Annotated in this window: 11 protein-coding genes; 7 read left to right on the top strand and 4 right to left on the bottom strand. The window is 74.7% G+C overall.

The window, feature by feature from the left end:
* Positions 1 to 92: 92 nt before the first annotated feature.
* The 3 genes from speB to IHE55_RS09445 all read left to right on the top strand — a co-directional run bounded on the left by speB (position 93) and on the right by IHE55_RS09445 (position 3,669).
* Positions 93 to 1,085: an agmatinase gene (speB, locus tag IHE55_RS09455; protein WP_197988623.1), complete on the top strand. Its 993-nt coding sequence runs from the start codon at positions 93 to 95 to the stop codon at positions 1,083 to 1,085.
* Between the two features lie 533 nt (positions 1,086 to 1,618).
* Positions 1,619 to 2,347, top strand: a complete 729-nt coding sequence (locus tag IHE55_RS09450) for a helix-turn-helix transcriptional regulator (RefSeq protein ID WP_307826863.1) — start codon at positions 1,619 to 1,621, stop codon at positions 2,345 to 2,347.
* A gap of 344 nt (positions 2,348 to 2,691) precedes the next feature.
* Positions 2,692 to 3,669, top strand: a complete 978-nt coding sequence (locus tag IHE55_RS09445) for a threo-3-hydroxy-L-aspartate ammonia-lyase (protein ID WP_197988621.1) — start codon at positions 2,692 to 2,694, stop codon at positions 3,667 to 3,669.
* 256 nt (positions 3,670 to 3,925) lie between these two features.
* Here the strand turns inward: IHE55_RS09445 and map are convergent, their stop codons facing one another.
* Positions 3,926 to 4,693, bottom strand: coding sequence for a type I methionyl aminopeptidase (gene map / locus IHE55_RS09440; protein ID WP_197988620.1), 768 nt, complete (start codon positions 4,691 to 4,693; stop codon positions 3,926 to 3,928).
* A gap of 459 nt (positions 4,694 to 5,152) precedes the next feature.
* On the opposite strand from map, the gene IHE55_RS09435 reads away from it, so the two are divergent.
* Together IHE55_RS09435 and IHE55_RS09430 are read left to right on the top strand one after the other, a co-directional pair.
* Positions 5,153 to 5,434, top strand: a complete 282-nt coding sequence (locus IHE55_RS09435; protein ID WP_197988619.1) for a helix-turn-helix domain-containing protein — start codon at positions 5,153 to 5,155, stop codon at positions 5,432 to 5,434.
* A 280-nt stretch (positions 5,435 to 5,714) separates the two neighbouring features.
* Positions 5,715 to 9,581 carry an ABC transporter ATP-binding protein gene (locus IHE55_RS09430; protein ID WP_197988618.1) on the top strand — a complete coding sequence of 1,289 codons (3,867 nt, stop codon included), beginning with the start codon at positions 5,715 to 5,717 and terminating at the stop codon, positions 9,579 to 9,581.
* A gap of 972 nt (positions 9,582 to 10,553) precedes the next feature.
* On the opposite strand, the gene IHE55_RS09425 is transcribed toward IHE55_RS09430, so the two are convergent.
* Positions 10,554 to 11,009: a hypothetical protein gene (locus tag IHE55_RS09425; RefSeq protein WP_197988617.1), complete on the bottom strand. Its 456-nt coding sequence runs from the start codon at positions 11,007 to 11,009 to the stop codon at positions 10,554 to 10,556.
* Between the two features lie 143 nt (positions 11,010 to 11,152).
* Here IHE55_RS09425 and IHE55_RS09420 point away from each other — a divergent pair, with 143 nt between their 5' ends.
* A complete protein-coding gene (locus IHE55_RS09420) occupies positions 11,153 to 12,604 on the top strand; it encodes a S28 family serine protease (protein ID WP_197988616.1) in 1,452 nt (483 codons plus the stop codon).
* Positions 12,605 to 12,942: 338 nt separating this feature from the next.
* Here the strand turns inward: IHE55_RS09420 and IHE55_RS09415 are convergent, their stop codons facing one another.
* Entirely contained in the window at positions 12,943 to 13,530 is a 588-nt protein-coding gene (locus IHE55_RS09415; protein WP_197988615.1) for a hypothetical protein, read from the bottom strand.
* 417 nt (positions 13,531 to 13,947) lie between these two features.
* A complete protein-coding gene (locus tag IHE55_RS09410) occupies positions 13,948 to 14,853 on the bottom strand; it encodes a LysR family transcriptional regulator (protein ID WP_197988614.1) in 906 nt (301 codons plus the stop codon).
* A gap of 442 nt (positions 14,854 to 15,295) precedes the next feature.
* On the opposite strand from IHE55_RS09410, the gene IHE55_RS09405 reads away from it, so the two are divergent.
* On the top strand, positions 15,296 to 16,267 hold the full coding sequence (locus tag IHE55_RS09405; protein ID WP_197988613.1) for an EamA family transporter: 972 nt from the start codon (positions 15,296 to 15,298) through the stop codon (positions 16,265 to 16,267).
* Positions 16,268 to 16,584: the final 317 nt, after the last annotated feature.

Here is a 16,584-nt window from a genome sequence, read left to right as displayed (position 1 = left end):
TGTGCGGAATCCGTCGATCTGCCTACCCTCGGAATCCGTGGTCCCCTCGGACTGCCGTTCCCCATCCCGCACCGCCGAGAGGCAGCAGCCGCATGAGCACGGACGCCCGTCAGCCCGGTCAGCCCGCCGGCCCGGTAGGCCCGGTCGATTCCTCCCGCATCCCGCGCTACGCCGGACCGGCCACCTTCGCCCGGCTGCCGCGCCTGGACCAGGTCGGCGGCACCGCCGATGTCGCGGTGGTCGGCGTGCCCTTCGACACCGGCGTCTCCTACCGGCCCGGCGCCCGCTTCGGCGGAAACGCGATCCGCGAGGCGTCCCGGCTGCTGCGCCCGTACAACCCGGCGCAGGACGCGTCCCCGTTCGCGCTCGCCCAGGTCGCCGACGCCGGTGACATCGCCGCCAACCCGTTCAACATCAACGAAGCGGTCGAGACCATCGAGGCGGCCACCGACGACCTGCTGGGCACCGGCGCCCGGCTGATGACGCTCGGCGGCGACCACACCATCGCGCTGCCCATCCTGCGCTCCGTGGCCCGCAAGCACGGGCCGGTCGCGCTGCTGCACTTCGACGCGCACCTGGACACCTGGGACACCTACTTCGGCGCGGAGTACACCCACGGCACGCCGTTCCGCCGCGCGGTGGAGGAGGGCATCCTCGACACCTCGGCGCTCAGCCACGTCGGTACCCGCGGCCCGCTCTACGGCAAGCAGGACCTGGACGACGACGCCAAGATGGGCTTCGGCATCGTCACCTCCGCCGATGTGATGCGCCGCGGCGTGGACGAGGTCGCCGACCAGCTCCGTCAGCGGATCGGGGACCGCCCGCTGTACATCTCCATCGACATCGACGTCCTGGACCCGGCGCACGCCCCGGGCACCGGCACCCCGGAGGCCGGCGGCCTCACCTCCCGGGAACTGCTGGAGATCCTGCGCGGGCTGGCCGGCTGCCACCTGGTCTCCGCCGACCTGGTGGAGGTCGCGCCCGCCTACGACCACGCCGAGATGACTTCCGTCGCCGCGTCCCACACGGCGTACGAACTGACCACGATCATGGCGCGCCAGATCGCGGCCGAGCGCGCGGCCTGACGGCCGATACCCTCCGCTGCTCGGGTCCGACGCCCGGCCACCCCTCGGGGCGGCCGGGCGTCGGCGTGTCCGCCGACGAACGTGCCGAGGGCCCGCGGGCGGACACGCGTCGGTGGGTGGGACGGGGGCCGCGCATTGGTGGCGGGACGGGGGGCCGGGCCGGTCGCGGGATGGGCCGCTGACCGGTCGCGGGACGGGGCCGCGCGGCGTCCGGCCGGCCCGTGACCCCGGGGCCCGGACCTCGGTCACCCGGGCGGCCGGGTGGTCGGCCGGCCGGGTGGTCGCGGATCGGATGCTTGGACGGAACGTCTAAGGGCTGTACAGTCCATCCAGGGCCTGAGGTCGCGCGGGTGACGGGACCCGCGGAACGGGCCGTGGCGACCGGCGCGGTGCCGGCGCCGGAGGGGGAGGTGACGGACGTGCGGGGAGACGCGGAGGGCGCGCCGGCCGCGGCGGAGGAACCGCCGGGCGGAGCGGAGGACGGAGCCGGGGAACCGCCGGGCAGGGCCGCGGACAGCGCCGAGGCCGACGCCGTGATCGAGGCGCTGCGGCCGGTGGTCGCGGGGCTGGCCGCCACCTTCGGACCCTCCTGTGAGGTGGTCGTCCACGACTTCCGCCGGCCCGACGGCTCGGTCGTGATCATCGCGGGCGACCTCACCGGCCGTACCGTCGGCGGCTCCATGAGCGAGATCGGCATGGACCTGCTCCGGCAGGGTGACACCGCGCCGGACCGGCTCAACTACGTCACCCGGACCCCGTCCGGCCGGATGCTGAAGTCCTCCACCGTCGTGCTGCGCACCTCGCGCGGCACCGCGTTCGGGGCCTTCTGCGTCAACCTCGACATCACCGCGCTGCACCAGGCCCGGGCGCTCCTGGGTGATCTGGCCGGAGTCGACCCGAACACCGCCGTGCTCCCCGGCGCGGCGGTGCCGACCACGACCTTCAGCAACGACGTGGACGACGTGGTGGACGCGGCGGTGGACGGGCTCCAGCTGGCCCGGGGCAAGCAGTGGGCGGACCTGGACCGGGCCGAGCGGGTGGCGCTGTTCCGGCGGCTGGAGGCCACCGGGGTCTTCGCGGTGCGCCGGGCCGTCCCCCGGGTGGCGGCCCGGCTGGGCATCTCCCGCGCCTCCGCGTACGCCTACCTGTCCGAGGTGCGCCGGGGTGAACCGGCGGCCGGGCGGACCTCCGGCGCGGGCCGGCCCGCCATCGGTTTCGGTGGTGAGCGGCCGGATGCTCCCGGGGCCCTGGAGGAGCCGTAGCCGCGGCCCGTACCGGGAGATGGCGCCCGTGCCCGGGCGTGCCCGGGTGGCCGGGTGATCGCGCCTGTGCCCGGGCGTGCCCGGGTTACCAGGGTGAACGCGCTGTGGCCGGGAGTGCCCGGGTGGTTCCGCCTGTGGCCGGGCGGGCCGGCTCGTGGTCGGGCGACGGGCCGTGAGGCTGCCGGGGTGGTGATCGTGCCACCGGGCGCGGTTCCGGGATGACCGGGCCTCCGGCCCCCGTGCTTCCTGTCCGAGGTGGGCGGCGGAGCCGTCCGGCGCCGGGCACCGGGCGTACGAGTGACCGAACGGACGAGTGACCGGATGAGTGAGAGGACGGCGTACCCATGACCACCACCGATCAGGTGACCTTCGAGGACATCCGTGCCGCCGCGGCCCGGCTCAAGGGGGTGGCGCACCGGACCCCGGTCCTGACCTCCCGCACGCTGGACGAGCGGGTCGGTGCACAGGTGTTCCTCAAATGTGAGAACTTCCAGCGCGTGGGCGCCTTCAAGTTCCGCGGTGCCTACAACACCATCGCCCAGCTGAGCCCCGAGCAGCTGCGTCGCGGCGTGGCGGCGTACTCCTCCGGCAACCACGCCCAGGCGGTGGCGCTCGCCGCGCGGATGCTGGGCGCGCCGGCCGTGATCCTCATGCCGGAGGACGCACCCCGCACCAAGAGGGAGGCCACCCTGGGTTACGGCGCGGAGGTCGTCACCTACGACCGTTACACCGGCGACCGGACCGCGCTGGGTGAGCAGCTGGCCGCCGAACGCGGGCTCACGCTGGTGCCGCCGTACGAACACCCGCACGTGATCGCCGGTCAGGGCACCGTGGGCCTGGAGCTGGCGGAGGAGGTCCAGGGGCTGGGGGCGCTGGTCACCCCGGTCGGTGGCGGCGGGCTGATGGCCGGCTGCGCCACCGCGGTACGGGCGCTGGACCCGGCCGTACGGACGATCGGCGTGGAACCGGAGGCGGGTGACGACTACAAGCGCTCGCTGGAGGCCGGACGGCGGGTGCGGATCCCGGTACCGCGCACCATCGCCGACGGGCAGGCACTGGGGACGCCGGGTGAGCTGTCCTTCGCCGTCAACCGGCGGCTGCTGGACGAGGTGGTGCTGGTCGGCGACGACGAGATCCGCGACGCCATGGAGTTCGCCTTCACCCGGCTGAAGATCGTGGTGGAGCCGAGCGGTGCGACCGGGCTGGCCGCGCTGCTCACCGGCCGGATCGCGGAACCGCCGCCGCGGGTGGGCGTGGTGATCTCCGGCGGCAACATCGACCCGGCCCGGTTCGCCGAACTCATCGGCGGGGGCGGGAGTTGAGCGGCGTGCCGTGACGGTGGTGCCGGTCTCTGTGCCGGTGCCGGTGCCGGTGCCGGTGCTGGTGGGTTTGGTGGGTGGTGCGGGGTCCGGGTCGGTGCCGGGGACTGGTCGCGCGCCGGTGGTCGCCGGTCTGTGCCGGGGCGCGGGCCGGGTGGTACGCGCCCCGGCGGCGCCTCGCCCGCCCGCCCGATCCGGCCCGTCCGGGCAGGCCCGATCCGCTCGAACTGGCCTGAACCAGGCCGGACCGGTCTGGTCGTCAGCGCGCGGTGAGCACCCGGGGGCCGTCCTCGGTGATGGCCACGGTGTGCTCGCTGTGCGCGGCGCGCCGGCCGTTCGCGGTACGCAGCGTCCATCCGTCAGGGTCGGTCACATAGGCACCGGAGCCGCCCGCCAGGAACATCGGCTCGATGGCGAGGACCAGCCCGTGCCGCAGGCGGAAACCGCGTCCGGGCCGGCCCTGGTTGGGCACCGGCGGGTCCTCGTGCATCCGGCGTCCGATGCCGTGGCCGCCGAAGTCCTGGGGGATGCCGTAGCCGGCGGACCGGCCCACCGTGCTGATGGCGTGCCCCACGTCCCCCATCCGGGCGCCCACCACCGCGGCCTCCACCGCCGCCGCCAGCGCGCGCTCGGTGGTTTCGACCAGATGCTGGTCCTCCGGGCGCGGGGTGCCCACGATGAAGCTGGTGGCCGCGTCGCCGGCCCAGCCGTCCACCAACGCCCCGCAGTCGATGCTCACCAGGTCACCGTCGCGCAACCGGTAACCGTCCGGGATGCCGTGCACGATGGCGTCGTTGACGGAGGCGCAGATCACCGCCGGGAACGGGGTGGGTGCGAAATCCGGCCGGTAGCCGAGGAACGGTGAGCCGGCGCCGGCCGCCCGCAGCACGCCGCGCGCGACCTCGTCCAGGTCCCGCAGCCGCACTCCCACCGCGGCGGCTTCGCGCACCGCCTCCAGCGCCTGTGCCACCACGCGCCCCGCCTCCCGCATGGCCTCCAGCTCCGCGTCCGTCTTGATCTCCACCATGGCCGGTGTTCCTCCCCATCCGTTCTGCGTCTGTCGTTCCGCGCCCGTCTCGCGGGTGCGTTCCCCGGGGCCGCGTGCCGTGACCCGGACGCGCGTCCCGGGCGTTCCTGCCGCCGGGTGCCGCCGCGTGCCGTGGCCCCGACGCGTGTCCCGGGCGTTCCTTGTCCGCCGGCTGCCGCCGGGTGCTGCTGAGTGCCGCCGGGCGCGGCCGCTGCTCACCGGCGCCGCTGTGCCGCCGGTTTCCGCCGGTGCGTCGGGCGCCGCCGGTGCGCCGGGTGTCGCCGGGTGCCGGGGTGGCCCCGGGGCCGGGACCCGGCCCGTTCGGCGACCGCTTTCGGGCCGTCCTCGGCGTCCCGCGACCCGGACCGTCCGGGACGGGGCCGCGTCCGGGCACGGCGCGGCCGCCGAGAAGGACACGCCCCCGGCTCCAATTTCTATACCGGTATTAGTATCACGGACATGGTGCGCACCCCCCTGACCCCGTTGGAGCGCGAACGCGGCCGGTACCTCGGTGCCCTGCTGCGCGAGGCGCGTGGCGAACGCAGCATGGCCGCCGTCGCCGCGGCCGCCGGGATCTCCGCCGAGACCCTCCGCAAGATCGAGACCGGCCGGGCGCCGACCCCGGCGTTCTTCACCGTCGCGGCCCTGGCCGACGCCCTGGGGCTCCCCCTGGACGAGCTCGCGGCGCGCTGTGCGGAGGTGACGGTCGCCACCGGGGAGGACGCGGGCGCCGCCGCCTGACGCGCCGCCGCGGGACATCGTCGCCGCGCGTGGACCCCTCGACGGGGTGCCGTGCCGGGCCGGCGGTGCCGTGCCGGGCGGGGGTGCCGCGCCGCGCGTGAACGCCGTGGTCGGGGCGTACGCCGGCACGCGATGGCGCGGACGGCGGGTCACCCGTTCGGCCGTGCATCACCCCTCCGGGTGACTTTTGTTGCGGCAGGATGAAAACCGCACGCCTGTGCGTTGCAACGTCCGGTGGCGATCACGCCACGGGGTGAAGCGATGGACGGGGAGGACACGGGTGGCAAGCGCGTCGAAGGGCGACGAGGAGCCGCGGGGCTGGGTGCGCCGGCTCACCGCGTACTGCTGGCGGTACCGGCGCAACGTGCTGCTCTCGCTGGGCGCCTCGCTGGCCGGCATGGCGGTCATGGCGCTCGTCCCGCTCGTGCCGAAGCTGATCATCGACGATGTCATCGTCGACCAGGAGCGGCCCATCGCCCCCTGGGCCGCCGTGCTGGTCGGCGCCGCCGTCCTGGTCTACGCCCTCACCTACGTGCGCCGCTACTACGGCGGTCGGCTCGCCCTCGACGTCCAGCACGACCTGCGCACCGAGATGTTCCGGTCGATCACCCGGCTGGACGGCAGACGCCAGGACGAGCTGAGCACCGGCCAGGTGGTCGGCCGCGGCACCAGCGACCTGCAGCTCATCCAGGGGCTGCTGTTCATGGTGCCGATGATGATCGGCAACGTGCTGCTGTTCATCGTCTCCCTGGTGGTGATGGCCGTCCTGTCGCCGCTGCTGACCGTGGTGGTGCTCGCCGTCGCCCCGGCGCTGTGGATCCTGGCCTCGCGCAGCCGCGTCCGGCTCTTCCCCGCCACCTGGTACGCCCAGGGCCAGGCCGCCGCCGTGGCCGGGGTGGTGGACGGCGCGGTCACCGGGGTCCGGGTCGTCAAGGGCTTCGGGCAGGAGGAGCAGGAGACCGGGAAGCTGCGGGAGGCGAGCCGCAGGCTGTTCGCCGCGCGGCTGCGCACGGTCCGGCTCAACGCCCGCTACACCCCGGCGCTCCAGGCCGTACCCGCACTGGGCCAGGTCGCGATGCTGGCGCTCGGCGGCTGGATGGCCAGCCGCGGGCAGATCACCCTGGGTACCTTCGTCGCCTTCTCCACCTATCTCGCCCAGCTGGTGGGGCCGGTCCGGATGCTCACCATGATGCTGACCATGGGGCAGCAGGCGCGCGCCGGCGTGGAGCGGGTCTTCGAGCTGATCGACACCGAGCCGGCGATCAGCGAGCGCCCGGACGCCCGGGAGCTGCCCGCCGACGCCCCCGCGACCGTGGAGTTCGACCGGGTCAGCTTCGGCTACGACCCCGAGCGCCCGGTGCTGCGGGACGTCTCGCTCCGCATCGAGCCGGGCGAGACGCTCGCCGTCGTCGGCGCCTCGGGCAGTGGCAAGTCCACCCTCTCGCTGCTGCTGCCGCGCTTCTACGATCCCACCGGCGGTACGGTGCGGATCGGCGGCCACGACGTGCGGGACCTCACCTACGCCTCGCTGCGCTCGGCCATCGGCCTGGTCCCGGAGAGCAGCTTCCTCTTCTCCGACACGGTCCGGGCCAACATCGCCTACGGCAGGCCGGACGCCACCGAGGAGGAGATCCGGGCGGCGGCCCGCGCCGCCCAGGCCGACGGCTTCATCAGCGACCTGCCCGACGGTTACGACACCGAGGTCGGGGAGCAGGGGCTGACCCTCTCCGGGGGGCAGCGCCAGCGCGTCGCCCTGGCCCGGGCCATCCTCACCGACCCGCGGCTGCTGGTGCTGGACGACGCCACCTCGGCGGTGGACGCCCGGGTCGAGCACGAGATCCACGAGGCGCTGCGGGGCGTGATGGCCGGCCGTACCACCCTGCTGATCGCACACCGGCTGTCCACCCTCTCGCTCGCCGACCGCATCGCGGTGCTGGACGCCGGTCGGGTCGTCGATGTCGGCACCCACGACGAGCTGCGGGCCCGCTGCGAGCTGTACCGGGCCCTGCTCACCGACCCCGACGAGCTGGGCGGGGTGGCCCGTGACCCGGCCGGGCTCGCGGCGGCCGCCACCGGGCGCGGCGCGGACGGCACGGTGGACCTGGAGCTGGAGTCCGGGCTGGAGGTCGAGGCCGAGATCGACTCGGAGCCGGTCAGCGCCCGCCGACGGGTGGCGGACCGGGTCACCCCCGAGCTGTGGGTGCGCGGGCGGGACGGCCAGGAGCCGAAGGACGGCCGGCCGCCGGCCGCGGCCGACGCGGCGGCCACCGGGCGGCCCGGCGCCATGGCGGGCGCCCTCGCCGGGATGCCGGCGACCCCCGATCTGCTGGCCAAGGTGGCCGCGCTGCCGCCGGCCACCGACGCCCCGGACATCGACGAGGCGGCGGCTGAGCGGCCCGAGAAGGAGTACGGGCTGCGGCAGCTGCTGCGCGGCTTCGGGGCTCCGCTGCTGCTGGCCCTCCTGCTGGTGGCCATCGACGCGGTGGCCGGACTGCTGCTGCCGGTGCTGATCCGGCACGGCATCGACGAGGGCGTGCAGCGCACCGCGCTCGGTGCGGTCTGGGCCGCCTCCGCCCTCGCGCTGCTGGTGGTCCTCGGGCAGTGGGCAGCCCAGGTCGGCGAGATCCGGATGACCGGACGCACCGGTGAGCGGGTGCTGTACGCACTGCGCGTCAAGATCTTCGCGCAGCTCCAGCGGCTGGGGCTCGACTACTACGAGCGTGAGCTGACCGGCAAGGTCATGACGCGGATGACGACCGACGTCGACGCGCTCTCCACATTCCTGCAGACCGGCCTGGTCACCGCGGTGGTCAGCCTGCTGAGCTTCTTCGGCATCCTGGTGGCGCTGCTGGTCATCGACGTCCAGCTGGCGCTGGTGGTCTTCGCCACCCTCCCCCCGCTGATCATCGGCACGGTCTTCTTCCGGCGGCAGAGCGTCAAGGCGTACGAGCTGGCGCGGGAGCGGGTCAGCGGCGTCAACGGCGAGCTCCAGGAGAGCGTGGCCGGTCTGCGGATCGTGCAGGCGTTCCGGCGCGAGGAGACCGGCAGCCGGCGGTTCGCCGAGCGCAGCGACGGCTACCGCCAGGCGCGGGTGCGCGGCCAGTGGCTGATATCCGTGTACTTCCCGTTCGTGCAGCTGCTGTCGTCGGTGGCCGCCGCCGCGGTACTGGTGGTCGGTTCCCGGCGGGTCGCCGACGGGACCCTGACCGCGGGGGCCCTGGTGGCGTACCTGCTCTACATCGATCTGTTCTTCGCCCCGGTGCAGCAGCTGTCCCAGGTGTTCGACGGCTACCAGCAGGCGAGCGTGTCGCTCCGCCGCATCCAGGAGCTGCTGCGGGAGCCGACCAGCACCCCGCCCGCCGAGGCGCCCCGTCCGGTGCGCAAGCTCCGCGGCGAGGTGGTCTTCGACGACGTGCGGTTCCGGTACGGGGGAGCGGACGGCACGGAGGAGGAGGCGCTGACCGGCATAGACCTGCGCATACCCGCGGGCCAGACGGTCGCCTTCGTCGGTGAGACCGGGGCGGGCAAGTCCACCCTGGTCAAGCTGGTGGCCCGGTTCTACGACCCGACCTCGGGGTCGGTCCGGGTCGACGGCACGGACCTGCGTGCCCTGGACCTGACGGCGTACCGGCGGCGGCTGGGCGTGGTGCCGCAGGAGTCGTACCTCTTCCCCGGCACCGTGCGGGACGCGATCGCCTTCGGCCGGCCCGACGCCACCGACGCCGAGGTGGAGGCGGCGGCCCGGGCGGTGGGGGCGCACGCCATGGTGGCCTCGCTGGAGGGCGGCTACCTGCACGAGGTCGCCGAGCGCGGGCGGAACCTGTCGGCCGGGCAGCGGCAGCTGATAGCGCTGGCCCGGGCCGAGCTGGTGGACCCCGATGTGCTGCTGCTGGACGAGGCGACCGCCGCGCTGGACCTCGCCACCGAGGCGCTGGTGAACCAGGCCACGGACCGCCTCGCCGGGAAGCGCACCACCCTGGTGGTCGCCCACCGGCTGACCACCGCGGCCCGCGCGGACCGCGTCGTGGTGCTCGACCACGGACGGGTGGTGGAGGACGGCACCCATGAGGAGCTGCTGGCGCGCGACGGCCGGTACGCCGAGCTGTGGCGCACCTTCACCGGCCAGAACGAACCCGCCAAGGTCTGACGGGCCGGCCGCACGTCCCCACCGGGGCCGGCCGGGGCATGGGGCCGAGGGGGCGAGTCCTCCCGGTGGCCGTGCCGAGCGGTGTGCCGTGAGATTGGACTCGCGGTGGGCCAGTCACTCCCGGGCCGGCCGGACCGCACCGGTTCGCGCCGTGCCGGCCGGAACCGGGGGGACCGGGCCCAGACGGTCCGGTCCCTGCCTGCGGTCGGGGGCGAGCAGGGGCGGGCTGGGCCTGGTGTGCCGACGGCCCGAGCTGGGCCGGGCAGGGTCGGCCCTGAGCTGGGCCGGGCCGCATCGGGCCGAGAGCGGGCCGGGCTCGGGGCGGGTGTGCCCCGAGCACGGGAACGCGCGGCGGCGCGTGACCGGGCGGATGCGCGGCCGGGGTGCGGGGTGGGGCGCAGCCCTGTGTGGCCGGGTGAGGGTGTGCGGGCCATGGGTGCGGCAGGGCGGTGCGCGGCTGCGAGTGGCCGGGCGTGGGTGTGCGGTGGGGTGTGGCGGGGGCCCGCGTGGCCGGCCCGGGGTGTGGCGGAGCGGTGCGCGGCAGTGTGTGGCTGGGTGAGGGTGCGGTGGGGGCGCGGCCGGGAGGGGGTGGCCGGGCGGTGGCGCGCGGGCCGGGCGCGGCAGAGCGGTGCGCGGCAGTGTGGCTGGGTGAGGGTGCGGTGGGGCCCGGCCGGGACGGTGTGGCCGGGCGTGGGTGTGCGGTGGGTGTGGCGGGCCCACGTGGCCGGGTGGTGGTGCGGCCCGGGGGCGGGCAGGGGACGCGCGGTCGCGTAGGGCAGCAGGCCGCGGGCCCGCACGGCGGGGTGCGGCCCGGTGGGGGGCGGGAGAGCCGCGGTGGACAGCGTCGGCGGGCAGCCGCGAGGGCCGGCGGGCAGGACGGAGGGCGGTGCCGCGCACGGCCGTGCCGACGCGAGACCGGAGTCAGGTTTTGTCATTCCGAACCCTACCGGTCAGCTTCACGTTGAGTGATCGTCAGGGCTCCATGCCGCTGACCCGCGCGATCGCCTCCACCTCCCGGCGGTCGTGCTCCCGCCGTTCCGCTTCGGCCGCCACCCGGCTCTTGTGGCGGGCCAGGAACTCGGCGTCGCCGGCCTGGTCGGGAGGGACCAGGACCTTCATTCCCCTGGCGTGCGGGCTGTCCCCCAGGTCCACCACCACACGTTCCTCGCCGGCGGTGAGCAGCCCGAAGAGAACCAGCAGTTCCGCCTGGAGAGCGGGCGTGAACAGCTCTTTCTCCTCCGGACCCATACCCAGCTCGTAGGTACCGCCGCGGGCCGCCGGAGAGGAGCTGACCTCTTGCAGCAGCCGCAGCAGCAACTCCAGCGCCCGGGGGTCGATGCGCTCCTGAAGTTCACCCAGATAGCGCCGTAGCCGCTCGGTTCGTTCACTCGGTCCAGGCGGCCCGGTTCCGTCCTGCTCTCGGTCCATGTAGGCAGCATGCGCCATCACACGCCGCTACGAAAGGGGGCAGGCCGCAACTCTCCGTGTCCGGAAGGGAGCTGATTGGGGCTGGCGGGTCAGGCGTGGCCCGGGTAGGTTCGCGGCGACCTTTGCGACCCAGGGGAGGGCGAATGCACAAGGCGCTCAGATGCGTGCTGACGTCGGCCGTGCTCATAGGCACCGTCGGCGTCACCGGGGGCACCACCCATGCCGCCGGGCAGGACGGTGCCGCGTCCCGCGCGGCGACCGCTGCCAGCACGGACATCAAGGACCGCATCCTCGCGATACCGGGGATGAGCCTCATCGAGGAGAAGCCGTACCAGGGCTACCGCTTCTTCGTGCTCAACTACGAGCAGCCGATCGACCACCGCAAGCCGTCCAAGGGCACCTTCAAGCAGCGCATCACGCTGCTGCACAAGTCCACGGACCGGCCCACCGTGTTCTTCACCTCGGGCTACAACGTCAACACCAGCCCGCGGCGCAGCGAGCCCACGCAGATCATCGACGGCAACCAGCTGTCGATGGAGTACCGGTTCTTCACGCCGTCCCGCCCGGACCCCGCCAACTGGTCGAAGCTGGACATCTGGCAGGCCGCCAGTGACCAGCACCGCCTGTACGAGGCGCTGAAGCCGGTCTACAACAAGAACTGGATCTCCACCGGTGGCAGCAAGGGCGGCATGACCGCCACCTACTACCGCCGCTTCTACCCCGACGACATGGACGGCACCGTCGCCTACGTCGCGCCCAACGACGTGGTGAACAAGGAGGACTCGGCGTACGACCGGTTCTTCGAGAAGGTCGGGAACAAGGAGTGCCGCGACAAGCTGGACGCGGTGCAGCACGAGGCCCTGGCCCGCCGTGACGAGATGGTGCCCCGCTACGAGAAGTGGGCCGCCGCCGAGGGCAAGACCTTCAAGGTGATCGGCAGCGCGGACAAGGCGTTCGAGAACGCCGTGCTGGACATGGTGTGGGCGTTCTGGCAGTACAGCCTGGAGAAGGACTGCGCCGACGTCCCGGAGCCCACCGCCTCCACCGACGAGCTGTACAACTTCGTCGACCAGATCTCGGGCTTCGAGTCCTCCACCGACCAGGGCCTGGAGCCGTACACCCCGTACTACTACCAGGCGGGCACCGAGCTGGGCGCCCCGACGGTGAAGAACCCGCACCTGCGGGACGTGGTGAACTACCCGGGCTTCTTCGGACCGCGGGTGTACGTGCCGCGTGAGATCCCGATGAAGTTCAAGCCCTCGGCGATGCGTGACATCGACAACTGGGTGCGCAACCGCAGCGAGCAGATGATGTTCGTCAACGGTCAGAACGACCCGTGGAGCGCGGAGCCGTTCCGGGTCGGCAAGCGGGCCAAGGACTCCTACGTCTACACCGCCCCGGGTGCCAACCACGGTGCCAACGTCGCCTCACTGAAGCCGGGCGAGAAGGAGAAGGCCACCGCCACCATCCTCAAGTGGGCCGGTGTCGCTCCCGCCGCGGTGATCAGCGGTGACAAGCCCGCCAAGCCGCTGGCCAAGCACGACGCCAAGCTGGACAAGCAGGAGATCCGGCGTACGCCCACGCTGCTTCCCTGACGTCCGTCGCCTTCCCCCGGTCCCCGGGCGGGTTCGACCGAACCCGCCCGGGGACCGGCGTCGTTGACGGGCGGTGAGGCGCCCGCACAGGGCCGTGCGCGCCGTGGCGTGCGCCGTGGGATCGGTGTGCCCCCTGTCGCCCCTGTCCCCCTGCCTGCCTTCCCCGTCCCTCTGTCTTCCCTGTCTTCCTGCCTTCCCCCGTCTTCCGTGCGGTTCGTGCCGGCGTGACCTGCGTTCCGTGGGGCCGGTGCGTCCTGTGGGGCCGAGCCCCGTAGCGGGTGCGTCCGGGCGTGCATCCGGTGTGGCCGGTACGGCCCGGGCGGGCGCGGCGGCGGGTGTCAGCGGGTGAAGTGCGGGTTCTCCGGCAACCGTTCGCGGGGCACCGTGAAGACGGCCACGGTGTGGTACGGGGCGAAGCACTCCGGCGGCGGTGCCGGGTGCGGCCCCGGCAGCACGGCGAGCGCGCCGCGGCCGGCGTGGTGCAGCGCCGCGGAGGGCCACTGTGCGCACCCGGTGGTGGACGACCAGCCGACCAGCACCCGTGTGGAGAAGTCGGTGTCGGCCGCGTCCGCCTCGATCTTCGCGCCCCGCGCGCCGAACCGGTCGGCGAAGGCCGCGAGTTCCCGCCGGTCGCGGATCACCCTACGTACCTCGGGCGCCCCGCCCACCGCGCTGGCGAAGTGAGCCACCCCGACGTCGATCCGCGAATCCGCCCCCGGCGGAGCCGGTGTGGCCGGCGCGGTGGCGGAACCGCTTCCGGACGCACCGCCGCCGGGTGGACGGCCGTCCTCGGGGGCGCTCCCGTCCTGCTGCCCGCAACCGGTGAGCAGCACGGCGAGCACCGCGGCCGTCGCGAGGACAAAGGCGGCGCGGGGTGCCCGGTGCCGGCGGGCCGGTGCGTCGGGGGCGGCGATGAAGGCTGACATGCCGGTCCGACGCGCGGCACGCCGGGCCGGTTCCCCCGGACGCCGCCGCCGGCGGTCCCGGGTCCCGTCCGGCCTCTCGGTACGGACATCGGAGCACATGTCCCCATGGTGCGCCCGGCGGCGGCCACCCGGTGGAGCGCCGCGCCCGGCTGACCCGTCCGGGGGTGTACGGCACCGGCACCGGCGTCCTCGGGGCCGAGCCCTCACGGGTGCCGTACCTGGCTCGTGCGAGGCCCGTACACGTTTCCCCGTACGGGGCCCACCGGTCAGGCCCGTACGCGGCCTCGTACGGGACCTCGGAACCGGTGCGTAGGAGCCCGCGCCGGGCCCCTACGGGAACCCCCGAGGCGACCGGGGCAGTGGCCCGTAGGGGGCTCGGGGGGCTCGAGGGGCTCGGGGCACGGCCCGTAGGGACGGTCAGCCGTCGCGCTCGGGCCAGTGTGCCCGGAGCGCCCGGACCGCCTCGGTGATCGCCGGGCGGCGGGCGGCACCGGGGCGCCACAGCGCGTACAGCCGGCGCACCGGCGTCGGGTCCAGGGGTACGACCACCACTCCCGCAGGCACCGGGCCCCTGCCCAGCCGGGGGACGAGGGCGATGCCCAGCCCGGCGGCGACCAGCGCGATCTGTGAGTGGTACTCGGCGACCTGGTACGCCAGGTCGGGCTCGTGTCCGTCGGCGCGCAGGGTCCGGACCAGCCAGTCGTGGCAGACCGATCCCGGAGGCTGGCAGATCCAGCGCCGGCCGGCCAGGTCGGCACGGCCCAGCACCGGCAGCGCGGCGAGCGGATGCCCGTCCGGGACCAGGATGTCGGAGGGGTCGTCCCCGATCACCGCGCGCTCGACCCCCTCCGGCGCGGGCAGCGGCGAGATGTCCCAGTCGTGGGTGACCGCCAGGTCGATCACCCCGCGGGCCACCAGGTCCGGGGAGAGGTGGGGGTCGACCTCCACGAGGCGGGCGTCGAGCGAGGGGTGGTCCCGGCCCAGCCGGGCCAGTACGGGCGGCAGCAGACCGCGGGCGGCCGAGGCGAAGGCGCCGATGACCAGCCGTCCGGTCGGCCGGCCGCGGCGTTCCTCCAGGGCGGTCTCGGCCCGTTCCACCAGGGCGAGCAGTTGTTCCGCGGCCTCCACCAGGTGGTGGGCCGCGTCGGTCAGCACCACCCCGCGCCCCCGCCGCTCCAGCAGCGTGGTGCGAGTCTCCCGCTCCAGCTTGGCGATCTGCTGCGAGACCGCCGACGGGGTGTACCCCAGCGCCACCGCCGCCGCGCTGACCGAACCGTGCATCGCCACCGCGTGCAGCGCCCGCAACCGGGACAGGTCCAGCACCGGTCCCCCTCTCCCCGGCCCCGCGGCCGGCCTCCGTCGTCCCTCGGCGTTCCGCCGGCCCGGTGTGCGGCCGGCCCGGGTGTGCGGGCCGGTCCGGGTACGCGGCCGGGCTCGTCCGCGCCCGGTCCGTCCGTCGGCGTGGGGCCCGGGCCGCCGCGCCCGAGCGGTCCCGACGCGGCCCGGTGCCGGCCGGTCCGTCGCGGCTCCGTCCCCGACGGGCGTCCCGACGGGCGTCCGCTCGGTCGCGTGGCCTCTGCAGCCGCCTGCACGGCCGCGTCGGACCGTACCCGGCCACCGCGTGCCCGGTGCGGCCCCGGAGGCGCGGCGGCCGGGGCGCCGTCCGGTTCCGGTTCCACACCGGACACGTTGTAGCGTCGCTGCATCTCATCATGAAGAGATCCGTGCTGGTGCTTCACGGTCGGCTGCCGGAATGCTCGTCCCCATGCGACCCGCTCACCTGGCCCTCGCCGTGCTCACCGCCGCGGTCTGGGGCGTCAACTTCGTCGTCATCGAGATCGGACTCGACCACTTCCCGCCGCTGCTCTTCTGCGCCCTGCGGTTCGCCGCCGCGGCGTTCCCCGCGATCTTCTTCGTCGGCCGTCCCCAGGTCGGGCTGCGCTGGGTCGTGGCGGTGGGCCTGGTGCTCGGCGTGGCGAAGTTCGGGACGCTGTTCATCGGGATGGAGCAGGGGATGCCCGCCGGGCTGGCCTCCCTGGTGCTCCAGGTGCAGGCGGTGTTCACCGCCCTGATCGCCGCCGTGGTGCTGGGTGAGCGCCCCGGCCCGGTACGGGTCCTGGGCATGGCCGTGGCGCTGGCGGGGATAGCCGTCGCGGCCGTGGACGAGGGCGCCTCCGGGCCGGTGCTCGGCTTCACCCTGTGCGTCGCCGCCGCGGTGTGCTGGGGCGTCTCCAACGTGGTCACCCGCCGCGCCGCGCCGCCCGACGCCCTCCGCTTCATGGTGTGGGTGAGCGCGGTGCCGGTGCTGCCGCTGCTGGGCCTCTCCCTGATCTTCGAGGGGCCGTCCGCCGACCGGGCCGCGCTGGCCGCGCTCGACTGGGGCGGGGTGGGCGCCATCCTCTACGTCGCCTGGGCCACCACGCTGCTGGGCTTCGGCGTCTGGGGGTTCCTGCTGCGCACCTACGACGCCTCGGCGGTCGCCCCGTTCTCGCTGCTGGTCCCGGTCTTCGGCATGTCCTCGGCGGCGCTGGTGCTGGGCGAGGAGGTGAGTCCGCTGCGCTGGCTGGCCGCGGTCCTGCTGGTCGGCGGCGTCGCCCTCACCTCGCTGTCCGGTCTCCGCCTCCGGCGCCCGGCCCAGGCCCCGGCGACCCCGGCCCCGTCCGTGGCATCCGCCGGAGCCGGACACCGGCCGGAGATCACGGGTACGGCCACCGGGCGGGAGGCACGGACGCGGTGAGCGGGCGGCCGGGCGTCCGGAGCGCGGTCGGTCTGCGGGACACCTGGTGCGGCCACCGGACGGCGAGGGCCCGGCCGCCGGGCCGGAGGCCAGGGCGCGGTCGCCGGTACGGGCTCCGGCGCCACGTGACCGGGCCGACCCGTACGGGGGCCCGGCCCGGGTCGGGTCTCCGGGCCGTGCCGGGGCCCGCACGGCCTCCGGCGCGGCCGCACCCTCTCCCGACTCCCCGTACGGGTCCTCAGGACCACCCCCACCCTGCCCGCCGGCGGGTTCTCCGGGTTCTCCGGGACCTCCGGGTTCTTCGGGACCCTACGGTC

The sequence above is a fragment of the Streptomyces pactum genome (assembly GCF_016031615.1).
GTDB lineage: Bacteria > Actinomycetota > Actinomycetes > Streptomycetales > Streptomycetaceae > Streptomyces > Streptomyces pactus.
The sequence above is the reverse complement of the archived record's forward strand: the minus strand, read 5'-3'. Positions and strand labels throughout refer to the sequence as shown.